This window comes from Sulfurospirillum sp. MES (genome assembly GCF_000789415.1).
GTDB classification, from domain to species: domain Bacteria; phylum Campylobacterota; class Campylobacteria; order Campylobacterales; family Sulfurospirillaceae; genus Sulfurospirillum; species Sulfurospirillum cavolei.
This window is the reverse complement of record NZ_JSEC01000003.1, coordinates 23,501-45,075: the sequence shown is the minus strand read 5'-3', so window position 1 is coordinate 45,075 and position 21,575 is coordinate 23,501. Positions and strand designations below refer to the sequence as shown.

Here is a 21,575-nt window from a genome sequence, read left to right as displayed (position 1 = left end):
ATAGTGCTTTACATGTAAAAGGATGATTAAGGTGAAAACAAAAACGATTTTATTTGATCTGGACGGAACGCTTATCGATTCGACCGAAGCTATTTTGGAAAGTTTCGGCGTTGCGTTTGAGACGTTTGGAACGAGTGTTCCCGAAGACGAGAGCATTAAAAAACTCATCGGGCACCCTTTGGATTTGATGTTTACGATGCTCGGCGTCGACGTATCGCAAGCCGATGCGTACGTGGGGGCGTATAAAGAGCATTATCGCCTGATTTCGCGTCAAAAAACGACGTTGTTACCCTTGGCGTACGAAGCGATTACCTATGCGAGTCAAATCGCAACGCTCGGGATCGTAACGACCAAAACGGCACGGTATTCGCAAGACCTTTTGGAGCATATGGGCGTGATGCATCACTTTAAGGTTTTGATCGGACGCGAAAACGTGACTCACCCCAAACCGCACCCCGAACCGATCCAAAAAGCCTTAGCCGCGCTCGGTAGCGATCCTTCGCGTACGTGGATGGTCGGCGATACGCCGATGGATATTTTATGTGCGAAAGAAGCGGGTGTTCAAAGCGTCGGCGTTTTGTGCGGATACGCAAGCCGTTACGACCTCCGTCCTCATACCGATTGTATCGTTCGCGATGCTTTGGATGCCGTTAAGCTTATTGCGCAAGTAAGCTAAGATTGTTATATCTTTATCATATTTTTAGACTATGATTTTGAGTAGAGCTTGGTTAAACTTTTATTAAATCATCGAAGCCGAAGTTTCATTTATGAGTTATTAAGAGAACGCCAAGTAGAATGAGATAATCATCGATTACAGCGTATGGTTGATGCTTCCAAAGCCTGATTCTTGGGAAGTTTTCTTAAATAAACGAAACTAAAAGTAAGGGGAATTTAATGGCTAAAGTCATGAAAACAATGGACGGTAACGAAGCTGCTGCGTATGCATCGTATGCGTTTACCGAAGTTGCCGGTATCTATCCGATAACGCCTTCTTCACCGATGGCGGATTTTACCGACGTATGGGCAGCACAGGGCAAAAAAAATCTTTTCGGAATGCCCGTTAAAGTGGTTGAAATGCAAAGTGAAGGCGGTGCTGCGGGTACCGTTCACGGTTCGCTTCAAGCCGGCGCGCTTACGACGACTTATACAGCCTCTCAAGGTTTGTTGCTTAAAATTCCTAACATGTACAAAATGGCAGGCGAATTGTTACCGAGCGTTATTCACGTGAGTGCTCGTACGCTTGCGACGCATGCGCTTTCGATCTTCGGCGATCACCAAGATATTTACGCCGCACGCCAAACCGGTTATGCGATGCTCTCAAGCGGTTCGGTTCAACAAGTCATGGATTTGGCCGGCGTTGCTCACTTATGCGCCATTAAAGGGCGTGTTCCGTTTTTACACTTCTTCGACGGTTTTAGAACTTCTCACGAAATTCAAAAAATCGAAGTGATGGATTACGCCGTTTTTGATCGTTTACTCGACAAAGAAGCGGTTCAACGCTTCCGCGATAACGCCTTAAATCCTGAGTCTCCTAAAACGCGCGGTACGGCACAAAACGACGATATTTACTTCCAAGGCAGAGAAGCACAAAATAAATTTTACGACGCATTGCCCGATATCGTAGCGAACTATATGGACGAAATTTCCAAAGAGACGGGACGCGAGTACAAACCTTTTACCTACTACGGCGCGAAAGATGCCGATCGCATCGTCGTTGCAATGGGTTCCGTGACCGAATGTTTGAAAGAGACGATCGATTATTTAATCGGCAAAGGCGAAAAAGTAGGACTTATTACCCCGCACCTTTACCGACCGTTTAGCATCAAATACTTGATGGCGGTTATGCCCGATTCCGTTAAAAAAATTGCCGTATTGGATCGTACTAAAGAGGCAGGTTCTATCGGTGAGCCGTTGTATCTTGATATGCGTGCGGCTTTTTACGGACATGCCAATGCTCCGATTATCGTCGGCGGACGTTACGGTCTTTCTTCAAAAGACGTCGATCCGGCACAGATGTTGGCCGTTTTTGAAAACCTCAAAGCCGATGCGCCTAAAAACGACTTTACGGTCGGTATCGTCGATGACGTAACGTTTAAGTCTTTAGACGTGAAAGAAAAAATCAGCCTCGGCGACCCTGAAACTAAAGAGTGCCTTTTCTACGGACTCGGTGCGGACGGTACGGTCGGCGCGAATAAAAGTTCGATTAAAATCATCGGTGACGAAACCGACATGTATGCCCAAGCCTATTTCGCTTACGACTCCAAAAAATCAGGCGGTTTTACGCGTTCTCACCTTCGCTTCGGTAAAAAACCGATTCGCTCGACGTATCTTGTTTCCAATCCACATTTCGTCGCCTGTTCGGTCGCCGCGTACTTGGAACTTTACGACGTGGTCGACGGTATTCGCGAGGGAGGAACATTCCTTCTTAACTCTATTTGGGATGCACAAGAGACGATCGCTCGAATCCCGAATAAAGTCAAACGTATTCTTGCCAAACGCAAAGCCAACTTTTATATCATCAATGCAACCAAACTAGCACGCGACATCGGACTCGGTAATCGAAGCAATACGATTATGCAATCGGCTTTCTTTAAACTTGCCAACATCATCGATTTTGAGCAGGCTCAAACGTTTATGAAAAAACAAGCCTACAAAACCTACAGTAAAAAAGGCGAACAAATCGTCGAGCTTAACTACAAAGCGATTGATGTGGGCGCCAACGGCTTGATTAAAGTCGACGTCGATCCGTCATGGGCGAATCTCGTCGATGAGGTTAAGGTTCAAGAAGAGGTTAAATATAAAGGCACTCCGTTTGTTGAAGCAATCGCAAAACCGGTCAATGCCGCACGCGGAGATACGCTTCCCGTTTCGGTCTTTAAAGGTTATGAAGACGGTACGTTTGAACACGGTACGACCGAGTATGAAAAACGCGGTATCGGCGTTACGGTACCGAAATGGATCGAAGAAAACTGTATTCAATGTAATCAATGTGCGTTTGTCTGTCCGCACGCGGTTATCCGACCGTTTTTGATTAACGAGCAAGAGCTTTCCTTGGCACCTGAAGGCGTCAAAGTACATGCTTTAGATGCCAAAGGTAAAGAGTTCAAAGATCAAAACTTTAAATTTAAAATTCAAGTTTCCTCACTTGATTGTACGGGATGTGAATTGTGTGCCGAAGCATGTCCTACCAAAGAAAAATCGCTTGTGATGGTTCCGCTTCAAGAGAGCCTTGATGCGGGTGAGCAAGACAATGCCGATTACCTCTTCAAAAAAGTAAGCTATAAAGACGATATTTTAAGCAAAAGTAGCGTGAAAGGTTCTCAATTTGCGCAACCGCTCTTTGAATTTCACGCGGCATGCCCAGGTTGCGGCGAAACACCGTATATTACGCTTGCAACGCGATTGTTCGGTGAGAGTATGATGATCGCTAACGCGACGGGATGTTCGTCTATTTACGGCGGTTCTGCTCCATCGACTCCGTATCGTAAAAACGACAAAGGTCACGGTCCGGCATGGGGTAACTCTTTGTTTGAAGATAACGCCGAGTTCGGTTTGGGTATGCATGTCGCGGCGGAAACGATTCGCCATCGTATTCAAATGATTATGGAATCTTCTTTGGACAAAGCACCCAACGCGATTGCGGCACTCTACAAAGATTGGTTAGAATTTAGAAACGACCGTGAAAAAAGCGCACAAATTCGTGACCTTCTCGTTCCTTTGTTGGAAGCTAATCCGACGGCGGCGGGTGCGGAAGTCATTTTAAGCCTTAAGCAGTATATCGCCAAAAAATCACAATGGATTTTCGGCGGCGACGGTTGGGCGTACGACATCGGTTACGGCGGACTTGACCACGTGATTGCTAGCGGCGAAGACGTCAATATTTTAGTCTTAGATACCGAGGTTTACTCCAATACCGGCGGACAAAGCTCTAAAGCTTCACGTACGGGTTCTATCGCGCAATTTACCGCTGCGGGAAAACCGGTTCAGAAAAAAGATTTGGGTTATATCGCGATGACGTACGGTAACGTTTTTGTCGCACAAATTAACTCGAACGCCTCCGCGGCACAAGCGATTAAAGCGTTTGAAGCGGCTGAAGCGTATCCGGGCGTATCGTTGATTATTGCCTACTCTCCGTGTATTGCACACGGTATCAAAGGCGGTCTAAGCCAAGCGGGCAATCAAGGCGAGCTTGCAACCAAATGCGGTTATTGGCCGATTTATACCTACGATCCGCGTCTTGAAGAAGAAGGTCAAAATCCGATCAAGATTACCGGAAAAGAGCCGGATTGGGATATGTACGATCACTTCTTAATGAACGAAGTACGCTATGCGGCTCTTAAAAAGTCAAATCCCGTTGAAGCGGAAGCGTTATTTGCACACAATAAAAAAGATGCGCAACGCAGATGGAGACAGCTCAAACGTTTAGCAACGGCGGATTATTCTAACGAAAAAGAAGCTTAATTAAGTGAAACGAAGTAGAAGAGGAGGAGATTTTCCTCCTCCTTCATTGTGTAGTGTTTAATGATTTAACTCCGCCGCGACTTGGGCATTTGATTTGGCAACGTCGCCGCTTCCGTGAATGATATGCGGGATGCATCCCGTGCAAACGTGAATCTCTTCCCCGCCTTTCATTGCTTTAATAAATACGGCATTCGGGCTCTCTTCGCTCGTGCGCAAACAGACGTTACAGACTTGTACGTTATTGATTTCCATAAAAACTCCTTTGAAATTTGGCGTATTATAATGAAAAAAATGCCCGAAAAGATTGAGCAAGATCAAGTTTTGGCTTAGCTCATTAAACGTGCTTGCGATCTAACGCTAAGATTTAATCTCTTTACAATTCAAACTCTTTATAATACGATCCTTCAACGTATAAGATTAAGGAATGCGCGTGATAACGAAAATAGATATGAACTCAGCCGAATTTATGGCGGAATTTGAACGAACGCAAGCTTTTAGCGATAAGGTATGTCAACAATTTTCTTTAACGTATACGCCGCTTCATGACGTAAAAGAGTCGATACAACAAGGCTTAACGCGTAATAAACTGATTTACGGTAAGCGCTATTGTCCCTGTTTTATGGTTATCGGAAATACGAAAGAGGAGAGAGCAAAAGCCGGCAATCGTCTTTGCCCGTGCACGCCCGCACTCAATGAGGAGATTCCTCAAAACGGCGCATGCCACTGTACGCTTTTTTGTACGCCCGAACATGCGTGCGCCCTTGCCGAAGAAGAGCGGCTCAAAGAGGTTTCGCATACGCATTCACAAGGTTTAAGCAAAGAAGAGTGCGAAGCGTTAATACATCAAAAAGAGATTGACGCGGATGAACTTGAGGCTTTATTGGAAGCGCGAAGCCGAGGCATCGTGCGTTTTAATTTGGTCGATACGCGCGAGTGGATGGAGTGGGCACAATACCGTATTAAAGGGACGGACTATCTTGTTCCTACGACGAGTTTTTACGACGCTTTAACACAGCTCAAAGGTCACGAAAAAACTCCGACGATCGTGTATTGTTACAGCGGAAGCCGCAGTGCGTATTGCCAACGCGTACTCAAATACTTAGGCTATCAAACCGTCGTCAATCTCGGCAACGGAATTATGTCGTACAACGGAGAAATCGAAAGCGGCGAATAAAAACGATTTTTATAAGAAAAAAACAAGGCTGCTCATCGCGTCGATACCGATATCGACGGGCTCTTTCCCGACGAGGCGGGCACTGTTTTTGACGTGGAAAACGATTTGACTTAGAAGTACCTCAAAATTGGCGTTGGAAGCATCGAAAAGACTCTCTTTACGGCTTTGAATGCTCGGAAGCGATTCGAGCATTTGCCATGAGGGTATTTGTCCGGCATTGAGGCGGTTTTGCAGTTCGATTTGCCAGTTGTTTTGCCACGTGAGAAAAAGGTAGCGTCCTTTTTCGTCCTTGCCCGTTTTGATCTTCCATTTAATGACTTCAAGGTAGTAGTAAAGTTTTTTGAATCGCTCTTCGTCGTAGGAGAGCGTCGTGATTTGATGTCCGTCGCCGATACGGTAACTCTCCCAAAGCAGTTTATACATCCCTAAAATCAAAAAGTCGTTGCGTTCGGGAATCGTCGCACTTTTATCGAAAGCAATGCGTAAATAATCGTCGTAGGTGTGCAGCGTCACGCCGTTATAACTCAGCCGAATCGCGTTTGTGCGGTTTCGCATCTCCTTTAAAATCGTTTCTTGCGAGGATTTGCTGTAGTTGGAAGGATTGCGAAGATCGAGCTTTTCTTTGTACGCGATGAGGTTTTCGACGCTTTTTTTAAAGTCGTAATGCAAAGCGGTTGCCCCCTTGGTTTGCAAAACTTCCGAGACGCTTTCTTGGTTGGGGCTTGAACATCCTGCAAAAACGATCAACGCAATCACAATCCCTCTAATCATCGACAAGGTCTTTTCCTTTTTTGATCTGCTTTTTGAGAATTTTGATGCTGTCGCGAATCGATTCGCGTTTGAGAAGGTCGGTTTCGTTTTTCAGCTCTTGCTTAAGTAAAATGCGGCGAAATTTGAGTTTTCTCAGCAGTTCTTTAATGGATTTTTTTTGAGTAGATTCCGCATTTTGAGGCATAAAGCCGAATAACTCTTTGACCGTTTGTACAAATTTGAAGCCGTTCATGAGGAACTCCTTTGGCTTGAGGCGTGGGTAAGGTCGTTTACTTCGTTTTCGTTTAAGATCAATGCTTCTTTGCTTTCGCTCGATTCCGTGTTCGCATGTACGAAAAGAGCGTGGGCGACTTTGAAAAGCTCGGACGCGACGGTGTAGGCGTAGTTGGTATCGTTCATTAAAGACGTTGCCATCGTGTAGGTAATTTTGTTGGTACGAATCAGGTTATCGAGCGATTTATTGGCGGCAATGTCGTAGTTTTGTGCATCGAGTTTGAGTTTGCTTAAGAGTAAAACGGTGACGTCGTCTTCGGCGGTATTAAAGATCATTTGAACCGTTCTGAGGTATTTGATGAGGTTTTTGCGAATGTGGTTGTATTCGCTTTGGATGTATTCGTTGTCCGATTCAAGGTAGCGAAGCATATTTTTTTGCATATGTTTGGAGGCTTTAAACGCTTCGACCATGCCGATGGTAGCGTTTTTTATCGGGATAAATTGACGCTCGCTGATGTCGGAAAATTTGCCTTGCGCCATAATCGCAAAGGTAATAATTTTGCCGTAAATCTCTTTGATGCGACGCTCGTAGTAGGCGTCCATATTGACGTAAAGGGGGTCTTTGCGATGCGTGAGAATATCGTCGATTGCCATACCTGAGCTAATATCTTCTTTGGTGACGCTGATACCTTGCGCGATGATGTCGCAAACGTTGTTGTAGAGGTGTTTGGTCTCTTTAAAAAGGGTTTCGTACGCCGTATCGGGAAAATCGAGCGCGACGTCGTTAATAAACAAGACATCGTCCCGTGCGTTTTCATCGGTTGCTTTTTGTTTGAAGAAATGATCGAGTAGGCGAACCAAGCCTTGTACGAGCGGAGCGAACAAAAGCACGCACGTAAAGTTAAAGTAAGTGTGGTAAAGAGCGAGTTTGAGCGTCTCGTCGTATGTTGAAATACCGAATAACGGCGCACTCAGATCGATCAAACGGATAGATTGCGGAACAAAACCGACCAGAAGAAGTCCGGTAAGCGTATTGATCAAAAAGTGGGCGGTTGCCAATTTTTTGCCGTCGTCTCCGGCACCCAGTGCTCCCAAAACGGCGGTTACCGTCGTGCCGATATTGGCTCCGATCGTCAGGGCAACGGCATTTTCGTAGGTAATTTGCGACGCCGAGAGTGCGGTTAAGATGAGCACCAGCGAAGCGTGCGAAGACTGCATAACGACGGTCATTCCCGCTCCGATCAGTGCAAAAAGCACGATGCCCGTATAGCCGTCGGCGGCGTATTGCGTCAGGTCGATCGTCTCCTTAAACGCGTCAAATCCGTCTTTCATGTACGCGATGCCCAAAAACGAAAAACCGAGTCCGGCAAGAGCGTACCCGATGCCTTTGAGTCGTTTGCTTTCTTGAAAGATGAAAAGCATTCCAAACACCAGCATCGGAAGCGCGTAGGTCGCGATGTTGATCTTTAGCCCCAATCCCGCGATCAACCAGATACCCGTCGTCGTGCCGATGTTGGCTCCTAAAATAATGCCGATACCTTGTGCGAGTCCTATGAGTCCGGCACTGATAAACGAGATGGCAATCACGGCGACCAAACCGCTTGATTGCATTAAGGTCGTAATGATCGTTCCGAAAAGAATATTTTTATAAAGCGTATCGCTCATCGTTTTAAGGAATTTATCGAGCATCCCGCCGATAAAAAAACGAAAACCTTCTTCTAGATTTTTCATTCCGAAAAGAAAAATCGCCACGCCCGCGGCAATGAGAAGCAGGTTTTTGCTTTGGAAAAATGTATAGGAAAGCAGAATAATTGCACCGAAAAGTAGCCAGCGTTTCACGAAATTTCCTTTACATGTCAAGGGTTGAAGCTTAAATTATTGTACACTTTTTTCGGTATAATTGCCCAAAAAAAGGACTTCAAATGCCATTACTCGATAGCTTTTGTGTAGATCACGTCAAAATGCCGGCCCCTGCGGTCAGAGTCGCTAAAACGATGAAAACGCCCCACGGCGATGCCATCACCGTGTTTGATCTTCGTTTTTGTAAACCCAACCAAGCGATTCTTCCTGAGCGCGGGATTCACACGCTCGAGCATCTGTTTGCGGGCTTTATGCGCAACCATCTCAACGGAGAGGGCGTCGAGATCATCGACATTTCGCCGATGGGGTGTCGTACCGGTTTTTACATGAGCCTCATCGGCACGCCTGAACCTCAACGCGTGGTCGATGCATGGGCGGCGTCGATGCAAGACATCTTACATGTCAAAAGTGAAAGCGATATTCCCGAACTCAACGTTTACCAATGCGGAACCTACAAAATGCACTCCTTGCAAGAAGCGCACGACATCGCCACAACGATTTTAAGTACGTCCATCGGCGTGATGGACAACGAAGCGTTGAAGCTCGACAGGTCGAAAATACAGTAATTTAACACATCCATAAGAACCTTTTTTATATGATTAGTCTCTTTTTTTAAAGAAAAACTTAGAGTACACACATTTTATGAGTAAGGAAGGTTTTTATGGAGCGTTTAGTCGCGCGGTACAAAGAGGGCAATCTCATTGTTCTCATTCTTTTAGGTATGGTTTTGGGCGTTATCATCGCGTTCATTTCTCCGACGGCGGCACAAGCCGTTTCGATTTTGGGCAAACTCTTCGTCGGAGCGCTCAAAGCGGTAGCTCCGGTTTTAGTTTTAGTGCTCGTCTCTACGGCGATCGCAACCAAAGAGGTGGGGGCGCAGACGAATATTAAGCCTATTATTTTCCTCTATGTGATCGGTACGTTTTTCTCGGCGTTGATCGCGGTGATCGTGAGCTTTGCGTTTCCCGTAACGTTGGTGCTCTCCAGCGGCATTGACGCGAGCTTAACACCGCCTCAAAGCATTGTTGCGGTCATCAAAGGCTTTTTGGTCAGTATGGTAGACAATCCCGTTAACGCACTCGCTAAGGGCAATTATATCGGCGTGTTAACATGGGCGGTTGCCGCAGGTATCGCGCTTCATCACAGCGGAGCTCAGACGAAAGCGGTTATGAAAGACGTCAGCGATGCCATGACCAAGATTGTTCAAGCGGTTATTCGTTTAGCACCGTTCGGTATTTTAGGATTGGTTGCGGAGACGTTTTCGGAAACGGGCTTTACGGCACTTTTAGGCTACGGTAAATTACTGATTATTTTGGTCGGAACGATGCTTTTCGTTGCTTTGGTACTGAATCCGCTGATCGTTTACGTGAAAACCAAACGCAATCCGTATCCTTTAGTGTTGACATGCTTGAAAGAAAGCGGCGTAACGGCATTTTTTACGCGTAGTTCCGCGGCGAATATTCCCGTCAATATGGCATTATGTAAAAAACTAGGGCTTCACGAAGATACGTACTCCATTTCCATTCCTTTGGGTGCAACGGCAAATATGGCGGGAGCGGCGGTGACCATTACGGTCTTAACGTTGGCGACGGTCCATACGTTGGGTATCTCGGTCGATATTCCGACGGCGTTATTGTTGAGTGTCGTTTCTAGTATCGCCGCGGCGGGCGTTTCGGGTGTTGCGGGTGGATCGTTGCTTTTGATTCCTTTAGCGTGCGGCCTGTTCGGCATTAGCGATGAGATCGCGATGCAAGTGGTCGCTATCGGCTTTTTGATCGGCGTCATTCAAGACTCGACCGAGACGGCACTGAACAGCTCAACCGACGTCGTGTTTACCGCGGCATGCTCGGACGAACCTATCAATTTGTAAGAAAAAGGTGCTTGCGGGTTTTTCCCGCAAGTGCTTTACATGTAAACGCATTTCCCCTATTTTACGAAGCAAAAAACTCCAGCTTTTTACCGAATCCTAAGGTGTTATCCGTAAATTTCAAGTACGAAATGGTGATGCTCCACAGCACAGGATTCAGCGCGATCGCATAGGGAAAGCGCTTCAAATAGGCTTTTTTCTCTGCTTCATCGGCTTTTTGAAAAACACCTGTAAATTGCACCCCTTGAATTTTCCCCACGATCTTGGTCTCTAACGCTACCGTTCCTGCAACATGCGCATTTTCCAACGCCTCACGTCCGTGTCTGGTTTGTGCATCCGTGGCGATGACAAACGTGGCGGACTCTTTGATAAACGCGTAAAAACAGCTGGTGCAGTAGGGCATATTGTTCTGACATGTGGCAAGGGTAAGCAGATGGTGTTCGCGAAGAAACGCCTCTATTTTGGGATCAAGCATGATTTTTCCTTTGAAAAAAAGTATAACATATTTTTTTGTTCGCTTTTAAATAGCAAGGCGATTATGATAAGCAAACAACTTTTAAAGGAGATGCGATGTATCGACGGTTGGCTTTAGGCGTGCTTGGCGTGTACGCGTTTGCGCAAAATCCTCAGGTGTTGGAACATACGGGCATTCAGACGACGCACGACGGAAAACCTGTCACGATCGAGCGGAACATTCCTCGCGAATGTTTAAACGTGCATATCTCGCCTGAAGATATTTTCAGCGGAAATTTTGCGGGCAAAGATGTGCCAAGCGTGTGCCAAAAGAGCGTGGTGACGACGGTGGGAAAAATCCAGCCGATGCAGTTAGACCCCAAAATCGTAACCGTCGGTGAAGTGGAAGTGTTGGATTTTATTCAGCATAAATTAGCCAAAAATCCCGATCGCTATATTTTGGTCGATGCCCGAAAACAAGAGTGGTTTGAGCAGATGAGCATTCCTTCAAGCGTGAACATTCCTTTTGACGAAGTGGCGTACGATGCCGATTTTCCCGAAGATTTTGAGCGTGTCAAAAAACTGCTCGGCATTGCCTCAAAAGGAGGAAAGCTTGACTTTTCGCATGCCAAAACGGCTCTGATTTTTTGCAACGCTTCGTGGTGCGCTCAATCGCGTATGATGATCGATCAATTGATCAAGATAGGGTATCCTAAAGAGAAAATTTTGTGGTATCGCGGCGGTTTGCAAGACTGGGTACTCTTTGGCTTTAGTACGACCAAACCTTAAAGTGCGTGGTGGGAATCTTCTTCCTCCACGCAAGTGCTTTTACGCCACTTCTCGATCTTAAGATCGTTTTCCAAGATATGCTCGACCAGCCATTTTTTGGCGATCATTTTCATGCTTTTTTGAAGTTCGGCGATGCTTTTTTTCTCTTTGAGAATTTTGGTCATGCCCTCAATGATGGTTTCGTGAAACTTCTTGTGTTTGTCGTACAGCGGGTAGTCGAGGCTTTGCATGTATGCCTCTTCTTCTTTGAAGTGCTTTGCCATGTAGTCGAAAAACTCTTTAAAAAGCCTGCCCAGTTCCGCTTTGTCCGCTGATTCGGGCGTTAATGCTTGAACGGCGTTTGCCAGATCGAAAAGCTCTTGATGTTGCCGATCTAACAGTGCGTGACGCAAGCTAAATTTTTCGCTCCATTCTATCAACACGACGATTCCCCGTAAAGTTTTTGTGCTATTGTAGCACGCTTTAAACGGTTTTTCCCTTTCTTGAAGAAGCCTTTTTAGGCAAAAGATAGATTGCTAAAAGCCCGCTCAAAATGGAAAAAAGACATCCGACTATCATCGTATGAAAAATGCCCTCGATAAAAGCGTGATCGACGCGGAAAAAGAGGCTTTCGCGAAGGGCGAGATCGGGAAGTGCGCTAATGGCTTGATGTGCCGTTTGGATAGAGGTTTGAAGGGCTTTGGAAAGTGAAGCGTCGACTTCAATCTCTTTGACATGTAAAAGGTAAATGCGGTTGACGTAACTGCCCAAAACGGCGATGCTCATCGCCGCGGAGAGTTCGATGGTCGTGTCGTTTAAGGCACTGCCCACACCCGCTTTTTGAGGAGGAATCGAGCCCATAATGGAGTCGGTGGAGGGCGGCATTGAAAGTCCCATGCCCAAACCGTGAACGAAAAAACCGATTAAAATTGCCCAAAGCGGCATATGCACGTCGATTGTGACGACAAAAATCGCCATACCGAGTCCTGAGATAATCATGCCGCCGCCGATACTTAAAGGCATGCCGTATGTTGCGACGGCACGCGGAGCCGACTTTGAGCCGATTGCCACGCCCAGCGTCATGGGCATTAGCAAGAGTCCCGCTTCCAAAGCGTTGTAACCTTGTACGGTTTGAAACAGTTGGGAGAAGAAAAACATGGAGCCGACCATGCCGAAAACGATGAGCGCAATGGCGAATGAGGGAATCGTAAAGGTGCGTTTTTCAAAGAGTTCAAACGGGATCATCGCATGCGTGCAACGTCTCTCCCAAACGATAAAAAGAGCGCAAAAAAGCACTCCGAATGAGAGGCTGATATACACGCTTTTATCGCTCCAGCCGCGCTCACCCGCCTCGATGATGCCGTAAGTAAGCGCAAACAAAAAGAAGATGCACAAAACCATACCGAGGATGTCGGCTTTTGTGTTGGGATTGGACGATTCGGGCAGGATTCGCGTTGCGGCATACCATGCCGTAACCCCGATGGGGAGGTTGATAAAAAAGACCCAATGCCATGACGCGTATTCGATGATAATGCCGCCGACCAGCGGTCCTAAACCTTGCGATAGTCCAAAGATCATCGACCAAAGTCCGATGGCTTTCATGCGCTCGGTGGTATCGGTAAACATGTATGTGATGATGGAAAGCGTGGAAGGCATAATGAACGCTGCTCCCAAACCGCTCAGGGCTCGAAAGAAAATAAGCTCGGTGGTGGAACTTGAAAGCCCCGCTCCCAAGGAGGCAAGGCTAAAGAGGGCGATGCCGATTTTTAAAAAGCGTTTGCGACCCCATTGATCGCCTAGGGCGCCGATGGTAATTAAAATGGAAGCAAAGACGAGAATATACATGTTCACGATCCATTGAAGTTCGCGCATGCTCGCAAAAAGGTCGTTTGAAATGGAAGGGAGCGCGACATCAAGAACGGTGTTATCCAGCGTGATGATCGACATAGCAAGGCAGAGAACCCCAAGGGCTTTCCACCTTTTTTCGTGTGTGTAAGGCATACAAATCTTTCCTAAAGTCTTAAAAGTGTAATGAGTATTACAAATAAGAATACTACCAAAGATTCTTAGGTTACGAATCCTTGGCGGGAGAGAGTGTTTACATGTAAAAAGGTTTAGAGCGTTTTGGAGTGCTTGGAAGAGAGGGCGCTGTAGAGAATGATAGCAAGAGCGATCACACTTAAGCTAAGCAGTTGCAAACTGACCAACGCCCAACCGCCGTGCTCCCAACAGTAAACCCCAATGGCCGTTCCCAGTGCTCCGCCTAAAAACATCGAGCTCATGTACGCCGTGTTGATGCGGCTGTGGGCTTTTTCATCCAGCGTGTAGATCTGTGCGAGGTTGTTGATTTGCACCGCTTGAAAACCGATGTCTAACAACAATGTGGCGATAATAAACGCCGCAAGTGAATCCTCAAACACTTTCATCAGGATGATGCTAACAACGATCATCGCTATGGAGAGAATTTTGGTGAAGGTTGGATTGATCTTATCGGCGATTTTTCCGATGTAAGGCGCTAGCAGTGCTCCCGCAACGGCAAGAATTCCAAAAAGCCCGATGACGTCACTGTTAAAGTTAAACGGTGCAAGCGAGAGTTTAAACGTGAGCGTCGTCCAAAAAGAGCAAAAGACACCAAATAACACGGTGATGAGAAGGGCGTTGGCACGTAAAAGAGCAAAGCGTTTGAGCTGATACACGCATGACGCCAAAAGTGAGCCGTAGCTTTGCGAAAAGTGGGGTTCGATGTTCGGTAAGGTTTTGGCAATGCCGACCATGCAGGCAAAAACCAACACGGATGAGAGCGCAAAGATGCCGTGCCAGTTTCCAAACCACTCAGTCACATAACCACTGAGCGTTCGAGCGAGCAAGATGCCTGTGAGCAGGCCGCTAAAGATGGAACCGACGACTCTGCCTTTGTCTTTGCCGCTCATTGCCGCTGCCATTGGAATGACGATCTGTGCGGAAACCGCAAAAAGCCCCGTAAGAAGGCTTAGTGCATACAGTGCGTAGAGGTTCTCCACAATGCTAAGACCCACAAGAGAGAGCGCTAAAAGTAGATGCGAGATCAACAGCAGTTTTTTACGGTTCATCTTATCGCCCAGAGGGCTTACAAAAAAGAGTCCTAAACCGTAGCCGATTTGCGAAAAAGTGGGCAAGTTTCCCACTGCCAGTGCGCTTACATGTAAATCTTGAGCGATCGTGTTTAAGATGGGTTGGTTGTAGTAAATGGTTGCGACGTTAATGCCAGCCACCGCTGACATCACGTAGATTTGTTTGGGTGAAATCATCCTTTTCTCCTTGGTTGAATGCTGATGAAATCATACCAAGTAGAGTCACTTTCTTCGGTGCTAGGTTCAAACAAAGGATTGCGCAAATCAAACATTTTGAGTTTGTCTATAATTTTGCAGTGTTTGATTGAGCTTTTTTTTGAAAAAGTGGATGAAGTGTGCAGACTCTTCATACCCTAACGCATACGCGATGTCGCCTACACTCCACGAAGAGTGCTTGAGCAAGATCTTTGCTTCCTCCAAAACGCGCTCGGCAATGCGCTCCGTGGTCGTTTTCTCGCTGAGCTCTTTGAGCGTTCGGTTGAGGTGATTGGGATGAATGTTCAAAAGCCTTGCAAAATCGCTTGGATTTTTAAGCTCCAGCCTCTCGTAAGGCGAGGTGATGGGAAACTGACGCTCTAAGAGTTCGTTAAAGAGTGCATCGATTTTGCGCTTTTTATCGCTTTGCGCTTCGGCGGTGATGGAAGCGGGTTGCATTTTCAGTGCTATGTGGATGAGCTCTAGCGTTTTGGCACGTAAAAGATCGTCTTTGTACGCGTAGTCTGAGTTCATCTCCAAAAGCATCTTCTCAAAGATCGTCTCCACTTCGTGGGCGCTCTCATCGCTCAGTAAAAAGAGCTTAGGATGCTCAGGGCGGTAGAGCGGGTAACTTCTCAGTGCGCCGTAATGGTGAAAAAACGCCTCGGTAAAGATGCAAAAATAGCCGCACTTCTTCCCATCGAGCGACTCCCAACTGTAAGGCACCAGTGGGTCTGAAAACATCAGCGCGAAATGATCACTTTGCAGGGTCTTGTCGGCATAATGCACTTTGTGCTTGCCTTTTAGAAAAGTGATCTTAAAATAGTCCTTGCGACTGTAGGGAATCTGCGCGCACTCTTGCCTCGTGAAGACATTAAAGTGCCCAATACCGTTTTCAATATTGTGCGGCAGTGGTTTGGCGATGCGTTGGTAAAAGGCTTCCAGTGTTTCCATAGCAAAAGTATACTCAAAAAAAGAGGCCTCGTTTGTGCAATAAAAATGCACCCCTTTTGTTACCAAGTTGATATAATGTTTGCATACAATTGTGTCGAAAGGAAGCGGATGTCAGTCAAGAAAGTTTACGTGCTCGATACGAACATTATCTTGCACAATACCAATTTCATTAAAGAGTTGTGCGACAACGGCAATAACATCATCGTTATCCCCGAAACCGTACTGATCGAACTGGAAGACTTCAAAAAGAACTTTACCGAACTAGGCTATCAAGCCCGAAGTTTTGCGAGAATGCTCGCGTCGTGTAAAGTCGTCGAAGTCGATAGCAACGCAGACGTTCGTGTCGTGAAGATGCGTTTTGAAGACACGATTGCTATTCATCTCTTCTCTAAAAACAGTTACGAATCCGATATGAACGCGACGTTCCTCAACGAATCCAACGACAAGCGCATCGTTGAAGCGGCCGCGGCGGCAAAAGAGTATTACGCGAAATACAAAGTCATTTTTCTCTCCTTAGACGTTTACGCGCGTATGTTCGGACTGTTTCACAACGTGACGGTCGAATCTTTACGCGAAGATCGAAGCGACGTTCCCGAATTTGAGTTCGTCAAACAGCTCAACGTCGATTCGGCACTCTTTAATACGCTCGATAAAAAGCTGATCGGCGAATACGATCCCGAGCATAAAAGCGGCAATTACAGTTACGAATTTATGAGTTCGGACGGGAACAGTGCCCATGCGATTATTTCTCCGGGCGGCATTATTCACATGTTAAACGAAGAGCTCGATTTTAGGGGCTTGGAAGTCAAACCGATCAACCTCAAACAAAAGTTTTTTATGAAAGCGTTGCTTTCTAACATGTACGACATTCACGTCATCGACGCGCGCGCGGGAAGCGGTAAAACGTTGATGGCGTTTGTCGCGGCGATGCGCTTAGTGAGCAAAGGCAGTTACGAAAAAATCGTCTATGTTCGCAACTCCATCGAAAGCGTCGATAAAGGTGCGGATGTGGGTTACCTTTCCGGCAACGACGAGAAGTTTCGCATCTACAATATGGCATTGTACGACACGTTAGAGTTTATCGCCAAGAAGAAGATGAAGCGACGCGACAGTACGCAAGAGCCGCAAATGGCGATCGAGAAAAAAGTGCAAGAGCTCATCACCAAATACAACATCGAAAAGCTTTGGCCGGGGGAAGCACGTGGTCGAACGCTTTCCAATGCCATCGTCATCTTAGACGAGTGGCAAAACAGCTCCAACAACACGACGCAACTCATCTTGTCGCGCTTGGATAACAACTGTAAAGCGATCGTCATCGGCTCCAACCGTCAAATCGACAACATGTACCTCAATCGGTACAATAACGGCTTAACGTCGCTTTTGAAGCAAACTAAAAAAGAGCAGACGCACATCTCTTTGTTTGCCATCGAGCTGGACAAATCGGTACGCGGGAAGTTCTCGCACTTTGCCGATGAAATTTTCGGAGATACCGATAAACACAAATGACCAAATATTCGTTTGCCCATGAAGACGAGGTTGTCTCGTTTCGTTCTATCTTTATTTCCGATGTTCACTTGGGCACGCGTTTTTCGCAAGCAGGCGAATTGTTGGAGTTTTTCAGACGCACGCAGTGTGAAAATCTCTATTTAGTCGGAGACATTATCGACGGTTGGGCAATGAGGCGAAAACTCAAATGGGCGCAATCGCATTCAGACGTGATTCAAAAAATTTTGAGAAAAGCCCGAAAAGGTACGAACGTCTATTACATCACGGGCAATCACGACGACTTTTTGCGCTCGTTTTTGCCTTTGGGCTTGGGCGATTCGATTCGTATTTGCGACGAAGCGGAGTATATCGGGCTCAATCAAAAGCGTTATTTCATCACGCACGGCGATTTTTTCGACAGCGTGACGATGACCAAACGGTGGTTGGCGATTTTGGGCGATATGGGGTATGATTTACTGCTCAACATTAACCAAATCCTCAATTGGTTCCGTAAAAAAATGCGCTACCACCGTCATTGGTCACTCTCCAAATACGTTAAAGACCATGTCAAAAGTTCCGTTTCGTTCATTACCGATTTTGAGTCGATCTTAAGCGAGCATGCCAAACGCCACCGTTACGAGAGGGTTATTTGCGGGCATATCCACAAAGCCGAAATTCGCACTATCGACGGTATCGAGTACCTCAATTGCGGCGATTGGGTCGAGTCGTGTACGGCGATCGTCGAGACCTTGGATGGCGAATTTAGGATTATTCGATGGCTGGGGCACTAAGCGTATCCTTAGCCCTTTCCGGCGGTGCGGCACGGGGCGCGTTTCATCTAGGCGTGATTGCGGCGTTGGAGCGTCACGACGTTCACATCGCCGCGATTTCAGGCACGAGTATCGGCGCGGTCGTCGGAGTCGGAATCGCTTCTGGGATGAGCGCGTTTGATCTGATACGCTTGTTTAAAAGCGATGCCTTACGAGCTGTTTTCGGTTTCAACTATTTTCGCAAAGGCCTTTTGCGGATTGACGAAAAAGCGGCGATTTTACGTGAAATCGCACCGATTGAGCGGCTGGAAGATATGCCAGTAGCGATGTTTATTACCTGCGTCGATTTGCTGAGCGGCAACAAAGTCTGCTTTTCCAAAGGCGAGGCGACCAAGCTTGCCGTTGCGAGCTCCGCACTCTTTCCGATCTTCCGTCCGATTGCGTACGAGAACTACATGTTAATCGACGGAGGCTTTATGGACAACCTTCCGATCTCGCCTCTTTTGGAATTGGAGTATCCGATTATCGGCGTTAACCTTCATCCGATCGACGCGAAAGCCAAACACGATCTTCATTCGATTTTGAAAAGAGCACTCTTTTTAGCGTTTACGGCGCCGGTTCAAGCCCAAATCGCCAAGAGCGATCTTTACGTGAGCGACCCTTCGCTTTCGAACTTCGGATTGTTTACTTTTAGCGAAATGATGCGTTGTTTTGAGCTAGGATACCGCGTCGGAAGCGAATCCGTTTTGACTTTTATGGAGCAACAAAGTATAATCTAGCGTTTTTAAGAGTAAGGAAAAGAGATGACAAGCAAAGAGTATTTATTTCAAATGTTCTCCCTCCAGCAAAAACTGAACGATGAGACCAACGGCATCGGCTGGGAAAACGGATATACCAAACACAACCGCATGATTAACTGGAAACGATGTATTTACATGGAGTGCGCGGAGCTCATCGATAGTTTTAGTTGGAAACATTGGAAGAACATCAACAAAGAGACCGATTGGGATAACGTGACGGTTGAGATCGTCGATATTTGGCATTTTGTGATGAGTTTATTGCTGGAAGAGTATAAAACCAATCTCAAAGGCGATTTGGATCAGTTGATCCACGACGTACTCGACGTTCAAGGTTTTGAAGCGTTTACGAAAGAGCCCTTGTTGACCGCTTCGACCGATCCGATGGAGCTGATCAACGACATCGAGAACATCGTCCACGAGATGACGGGATTTGACGTTGATTTATTCGACGGGTTGCTTCGCAAGTATTTTGCGTTGGCACGTAAATGCGGCATCAATCTCAAAGTGCTGTACAAATTTTACGTCGCCAAAAACGTCTTGAACCAATTTAGACAAGACCACGGCTACAAAGAGGGAAGCTATAAAAAAGTATGGAACGGTAAGGAAGATAACGAAGTGATGCTCTCTTTTTTAGACGCCCAAGACGTTCCGGGCACGGAAGCCCTTTACAAACGACTCGAAAAGGCTTACGCGAAAGCTTAAGCCTGATTGTAAACGATACTTCTACTTTTGGGAGTTTCCAAAAATTCGATATGGGAAACTTCCACTCCTAAACGGCTCATTTTTTGCGAAACGATCCCCAAAAGCCACGTCGAGATATTTTCGCTCGTCGGCACGAAATCAACGATAATATAACCGTCATAAAGCTCTACGATAAAAGAGGGCTCGTCTTTGACGCGGGTAAGATCGGGAATTTTATAGCCCGCTTCATGCTCGATGAGGTGCTGCTTGTCGGCAAAATGAGGCAATAAAGTTTCAAAAAGAGGATCGTGAATATCGATGATGAATTTATGATCGAGCGTGTCGTCTAAAAAGCGTTTAAACCAATTGAGATGATGAAAGTCGGTCACCATACCGTCTTGAAGCTTCGTACTTTGAAGGTAAACGACGATTTTCCCTTGGTGTCCGTGCAAATGACGGCACGCCAAACACCCCGTAAGCGCAAACTCCGAATCGAGCTGCTGCGACCAAACACGGTGTCCGTAACAAAAATCAAACTCTTTACTGATTTGCCATAGCATAAACATGTCACCTTATTTTAAAGTAAGAAATGATACCCAAAAAGAGATATAAAGAAAATTTTTGACGTGCTTTTTAGTGAAAATAGACTATGATAAAAGTATCAAAATGAGAGAAAGAACGGTATGTTAAACGTCGTTGAAATATTTTATTCTATTCAGGGCGAGGGTGCGCAAGTCGGCGTGCCTTGCGTTTTTATTCGCTTGCACGGGTGCAATTTGGCGTGTTCTTTTTGCGACGAGGAGCTTCATAAAGGTGCGTACGAGCGTTTGACGTTCGAGGCGGTTTTGGAGCGCATCGCCGCGTATCCTTCCAAAAACGTCATTATTACCGGAGGCGAGCCGAGTTTATACGACCTTCGCGATTTTATCGCCGTGTTGCATTCTCACATGTACCGCGTCGGCGTCGAGACGAACGGGTATAATTTCGCGCATATCGCCGATGCCGATTGGATCACGTACAGCCCGAAAGATTGGGACGCGATCGCTCTAAGCGGTTACGACGAGATCAAGTTTGTGGTCGACAAGGACGCTTCGGTGGAAAAAATTGCGGCGTTTCAAAGCGATAAAGCGATGTTCATTCAACCGCAAAATAAGCCGCACGCGCCTGACATGTCAAACGTTCGTTTTTGCCTCGAGTTTGTGATGCAACACCCTCAATTTACGTTTAGTGCGCAATTGCACAAATTTTTAGGAGTCGAGTAATGAAAAAAGCTTTGGTCGTTTTTAGCGGAGGACAAGACAGCACGACCTGCCTTGGATGGGCGAAAAATCGTTTTGATTACGTTGAGACGATTACGTTTGATTATGGGCAAAAGCACCGTGTCGAAATCGCACAGGCGCAAAAGATCGCCGAAATCTTACATGTTAAAAATACGGTACTAAGCCTAGATGCTTTTTCACAGCTCAACGACTCGGCGTTGATCGATGCGACGCAAGACATTAGCGCGCATCACAAAACGCACACCAATCTTCCCGCCTCGTTCGTGCCCAACCGCAACGCCATTTTCTTTACGCTAGCGCATGCGTTTGCCCAAAAACAAGGCATCGAGCATTTGGTCATCGGCGTCAATCAGACCGATTATTCAGGCTATCCCGATTGCAGAGAGCCGTTTGTCAAAGCGTTGGAACTTGCGCTTAACCTTGGCAGTGAGGCTAACATCACGTTTCACTATCCGCTTATGCACCTCACCAAAGCGCAAACGTTTGAACTCTCAGAGGTTGAGGGCGTGTTGGACTTGGTGATTGACGAGTCGCATACGTGCTACAACGGCGTGCATACGCACAAACACGCATGGGGTTACGGTTGCGGCGAATGCCCCGCGTGCGTGCTACGAAAACAAGGGTTTGAGGCGTTTTGCAAAGACGTATAATGCTTTACATGTAAGCGTCACCAAGCGAGGGTGCATGAACTGGAAAAAGTAGTGTGCCTAAAGATTGAGGGCATATACCAAAC

At 46.5% G+C, this 21,575-nt stretch carries 22 protein-coding genes; 12 read left to right on the top strand and 10 right to left on the bottom strand.

Features of this window, described 5'->3' with window-relative positions; genetic code table 11:
- The first annotated feature begins 31 nt into the window (after window positions 1-31).
- Window positions 32-676 carry an HAD family hydrolase gene (locus OA34_RS05885; protein ID WP_039673405.1) on the top strand — a complete coding sequence of 215 codons (645 nt, stop codon included), beginning with the start codon at window positions 32-34 and terminating at the stop codon, window positions 674-676.
- A 218-nt stretch (window positions 677-894) separates the two neighbouring features.
- A complete protein-coding gene (gene nifJ / locus OA34_RS05880; protein ID WP_039673403.1) occupies window positions 895-4,461 on the top strand; it encodes a pyruvate:ferredoxin (flavodoxin) oxidoreductase in 3,567 nt (1,188 codons plus the stop codon).
- 57 nt (window positions 4,462-4,518) lie between these two features.
- Here nifJ and OA34_RS05875 read toward each other — a convergent pair whose 3' ends face one another.
- Window positions 4,519-4,713, bottom strand: coding sequence for a hypothetical protein (locus tag OA34_RS05875; protein ID WP_039673401.1), 195 nt, complete (start codon window positions 4,711-4,713; stop codon window positions 4,519-4,521).
- A 178-nt stretch (window positions 4,714-4,891) separates the two neighbouring features.
- Between OA34_RS05875 and OA34_RS05870 the strand changes: the two genes are divergently transcribed.
- On the top strand, window positions 4,892-5,635 hold the full coding sequence (locus OA34_RS05870) for a ferredoxin-thioredoxin reductase catalytic domain-containing protein (protein WP_039673399.1): 744 nt from the start codon (window positions 4,892-4,894) through the stop codon (window positions 5,633-5,635).
- Between the two features lie 9 nt (window positions 5,636-5,644).
- Here OA34_RS05870 and OA34_RS05865 read toward each other — a convergent pair whose 3' ends face one another.
- From OA34_RS05865 to OA34_RS05855, 3 genes are read right to left on the bottom strand one after another with little or no spacing between them, the layout of a single operon-like run.
- Window positions 5,645-6,406, bottom strand: coding sequence for a hypothetical protein (locus OA34_RS05865; RefSeq protein ID WP_039673996.1), 762 nt, complete (start codon window positions 6,404-6,406; stop codon window positions 5,645-5,647).
- Window positions 6,399-6,638, bottom strand: a complete 240-nt coding sequence (locus tag OA34_RS05860; RefSeq protein WP_039673397.1) for a hypothetical protein — start codon at window positions 6,636-6,638, stop codon at window positions 6,399-6,401. Before OA34_RS05860 ends, OA34_RS05865 begins: the two co-directional genes overlap by 8 nt.
- Window positions 6,635-8,458, bottom strand: coding sequence for a Na/Pi cotransporter family protein (locus OA34_RS05855; protein ID WP_039673395.1), 1,824 nt, complete (start codon window positions 8,456-8,458; stop codon window positions 6,635-6,637). Before OA34_RS05855 ends, OA34_RS05860 begins: the two co-directional genes overlap by 4 nt.
- Before the next feature lie 83 nt (window positions 8,459-8,541).
- Between OA34_RS05855 and luxS the strand changes: the two genes are divergently transcribed.
- Together luxS and sstT are read left to right on the top strand one after the other, a co-directional pair.
- Window positions 8,542-9,045 carry an S-ribosylhomocysteine lyase gene (gene luxS, locus OA34_RS05850; RefSeq protein ID WP_039673393.1) on the top strand — a complete coding sequence of 168 codons (504 nt, stop codon included), beginning with the start codon at window positions 8,542-8,544 and terminating at the stop codon, window positions 9,043-9,045.
- Between the two features lie 95 nt (window positions 9,046-9,140).
- Window positions 9,141-10,349, top strand: coding sequence for a serine/threonine transporter SstT (gene sstT, locus OA34_RS05845; RefSeq protein WP_039673392.1), 1,209 nt, complete (start codon window positions 9,141-9,143; stop codon window positions 10,347-10,349).
- 61 nt (window positions 10,350-10,410) lie between these two features.
- Here the strand turns inward: sstT and OA34_RS05840 are convergent, their stop codons facing one another.
- On the bottom strand, window positions 10,411-10,821 hold the full coding sequence (locus OA34_RS05840) for a pyridoxamine 5'-phosphate oxidase family protein (RefSeq protein ID WP_039673389.1): 411 nt from the start codon (window positions 10,819-10,821) through the stop codon (window positions 10,411-10,413).
- 95 nt (window positions 10,822-10,916) lie between these two features.
- Between OA34_RS05840 and OA34_RS05835 the strand changes: the two genes are divergently transcribed.
- Window positions 10,917-11,588: a rhodanese-like domain-containing protein gene (locus OA34_RS05835; protein ID WP_039673387.1), complete on the top strand. Its 672-nt coding sequence runs from the start codon at window positions 10,917-10,919 to the stop codon at window positions 11,586-11,588.
- On the opposite strand, the gene OA34_RS05830 is transcribed toward OA34_RS05835, so the two are convergent.
- From OA34_RS05830 to OA34_RS05815, 4 genes are all read right to left on the bottom strand, one after another.
- On the bottom strand, window positions 11,585-12,010 hold the full coding sequence (locus tag OA34_RS05830; protein ID WP_039673385.1) for a bacteriohemerythrin: 426 nt from the start codon (window positions 12,008-12,010) through the stop codon (window positions 11,585-11,587). The two genes, OA34_RS05835 and OA34_RS05830, sit on opposite strands and share 4 nt — an antisense overlap.
- A 40-nt stretch (window positions 12,011-12,050) precedes the next feature.
- The gene (locus OA34_RS05825) at window positions 12,051-13,568 is read right to left on the bottom strand and encodes an MFS transporter (RefSeq protein ID WP_286682882.1); all 1,518 of its coding nucleotides are present in this window, start codon (window positions 13,566-13,568) and stop codon (window positions 12,051-12,053) included.
- A gap of 113 nt (window positions 13,569-13,681) precedes the next feature.
- Entirely contained in the window at window positions 13,682-14,854 is a 1,173-nt protein-coding gene (locus OA34_RS05820; RefSeq protein ID WP_039673383.1) for an MFS transporter, read from the bottom strand.
- A gap of 87 nt (window positions 14,855-14,941) precedes the next feature.
- Window positions 14,942-15,826, bottom strand: coding sequence for a helix-turn-helix domain-containing protein (locus tag OA34_RS05815; RefSeq protein ID WP_039673993.1), 885 nt, complete (start codon window positions 15,824-15,826; stop codon window positions 14,942-14,944).
- Between the two features lie 108 nt (window positions 15,827-15,934).
- On the opposite strand from OA34_RS05815, the gene OA34_RS05810 reads away from it, so the two are divergent.
- The 4 genes from OA34_RS05810 to dut are packed head-to-tail and all read left to right on the top strand — an operon-like array spanning window position 15,935 to window position 19,583.
- A complete protein-coding gene (locus OA34_RS05810) occupies window positions 15,935-17,332 on the top strand; it encodes a PhoH family protein (protein ID WP_039673381.1) in 1,398 nt (465 codons plus the stop codon).
- Window positions 17,329-18,102 (top strand): UDP-2,3-diacylglucosamine diphosphatase, encoded by a 774-nt coding sequence (locus OA34_RS05805; protein WP_039673379.1) that lies wholly within the window; start codon window positions 17,329-17,331, stop codon window positions 18,100-18,102. Before OA34_RS05810 ends, OA34_RS05805 begins: the two co-directional genes overlap by 4 nt.
- Window positions 18,087-18,860, top strand: a complete 774-nt coding sequence (locus OA34_RS05800) for a patatin-like phospholipase family protein (RefSeq protein ID WP_039673377.1) — start codon at window positions 18,087-18,089, stop codon at window positions 18,858-18,860. Before OA34_RS05805 ends, OA34_RS05800 begins: the two co-directional genes overlap by 16 nt.
- 24 nt (window positions 18,861-18,884) lie before the next feature.
- Complete coding sequence (dut, locus tag OA34_RS05795; RefSeq protein ID WP_039673375.1) at window positions 18,885-19,583, top strand: dUTPase; 699 nt, start codon at window positions 18,885-18,887, stop codon at window positions 19,581-19,583.
- Here the strand turns inward: dut and OA34_RS05790 are convergent.
- Complete coding sequence (locus OA34_RS05790; protein WP_039673373.1) at window positions 19,580-20,122, bottom strand: 6-carboxytetrahydropterin synthase; 543 nt, start codon at window positions 20,120-20,122, stop codon at window positions 19,580-19,582. The genes dut and OA34_RS05790 overlap by 4 nt on opposite strands.
- Before the next feature lie 123 nt (window positions 20,123-20,245).
- On the opposite strand from OA34_RS05790, the gene OA34_RS05785 reads away from it, so the two are divergent.
- Window positions 20,246-20,824, top strand: a complete 579-nt coding sequence (locus OA34_RS05785; protein ID WP_039673372.1) for a 7-carboxy-7-deazaguanine synthase QueE — start codon at window positions 20,246-20,248, stop codon at window positions 20,822-20,824.
- Window positions 20,824-21,492: a 7-cyano-7-deazaguanine synthase QueC gene (gene queC / locus OA34_RS05780; RefSeq protein ID WP_039673370.1), complete on the top strand. Its 669-nt coding sequence runs from the start codon at window positions 20,824-20,826 to the stop codon at window positions 21,490-21,492. Before OA34_RS05785 ends, queC begins: the two co-directional genes overlap by 1 nt.
- Window positions 21,493-21,575 lie beyond the last annotated feature (83 nt).

Excerpts from the sequence above, each read along its gene's own strand:
- nifJ (WP_039673403.1), top strand. The coding sequence starts at position 895 with ATGGCTAAAGTCATGAAAACAATGGACGGTAACGAAGCTGCTGCGTAT.
- OA34_RS05875 (WP_039673401.1), bottom strand. The coding sequence starts at position 4,713 with ATGGAAATCAATAACGTACAAGTCTGTAACGTCTGTTTGCGCACGAGC.
- OA34_RS05865 (WP_039673996.1), bottom strand. The coding sequence starts at position 6,406 with ATGATTAGAGGGATTGTGATTGCGTTGATCGTTTTTGCAGGATGTTCA.
- OA34_RS05860 (WP_039673397.1), bottom strand. The coding sequence starts at position 6,638 with ATGAACGGCTTCAAATTTGTACAAACGGTCAAAGAGTTATTCGGCTTT.
- luxS (WP_039673393.1), top strand. The coding sequence starts at position 8,542 with ATGCCATTACTCGATAGCTTTTGTGTAGATCACGTCAAAATGCCGGCC.
- sstT (WP_039673392.1), top strand. The coding sequence starts at position 9,141 with ATGGAGCGTTTAGTCGCGCGGTACAAAGAGGGCAATCTCATTGTTCTC.
- OA34_RS05840 (WP_039673389.1), bottom strand. The coding sequence starts at position 10,821 with ATGCTTGATCCCAAAATAGAGGCGTTTCTTCGCGAACACCATCTGCTT.
- OA34_RS05835 (WP_039673387.1), top strand. The coding sequence starts at position 10,917 with ATGTATCGACGGTTGGCTTTAGGCGTGCTTGGCGTGTACGCGTTTGCG.
- OA34_RS05825 (WP_286682882.1), bottom strand. The coding sequence starts at position 13,568 with ATGCCTTACACACACGAAAAAAGGTGGAAAGCCCTTGGGGTTCTCTGC.
- OA34_RS05820 (WP_039673383.1), bottom strand. The coding sequence starts at position 14,854 with ATGATTTCACCCAAACAAATCTACGTGATGTCAGCGGTGGCTGGCATT.
- OA34_RS05815 (WP_039673993.1), bottom strand. The coding sequence starts at position 15,826 with ATGGAAACACTGGAAGCCTTTTACCAACGCATCGCCAAACCACTGCCG.
- OA34_RS05810 (WP_039673381.1), top strand. The coding sequence starts at position 15,935 with ATGTCAGTCAAGAAAGTTTACGTGCTCGATACGAACATTATCTTGCAC.
- OA34_RS05805 (WP_039673379.1), top strand. The coding sequence starts at position 17,329 with ATGACCAAATATTCGTTTGCCCATGAAGACGAGGTTGTCTCGTTTCGT.
- OA34_RS05800 (WP_039673377.1), top strand. The coding sequence starts at position 18,087 with ATGGCTGGGGCACTAAGCGTATCCTTAGCCCTTTCCGGCGGTGCGGCA.
- dut (WP_039673375.1), top strand. The coding sequence starts at position 18,885 with ATGACAAGCAAAGAGTATTTATTTCAAATGTTCTCCCTCCAGCAAAAA.
- OA34_RS05790 (WP_039673373.1), bottom strand. The coding sequence starts at position 20,122 with ATGCTATGGCAAATCAGTAAAGAGTTTGATTTTTGTTACGGACACCGT.
- OA34_RS05785 (WP_039673372.1), top strand. The coding sequence starts at position 20,246 with ATGTTAAACGTCGTTGAAATATTTTATTCTATTCAGGGCGAGGGTGCG.
- queC (WP_039673370.1), top strand. The coding sequence starts at position 20,824 with ATGAAAAAAGCTTTGGTCGTTTTTAGCGGAGGACAAGACAGCACGACC.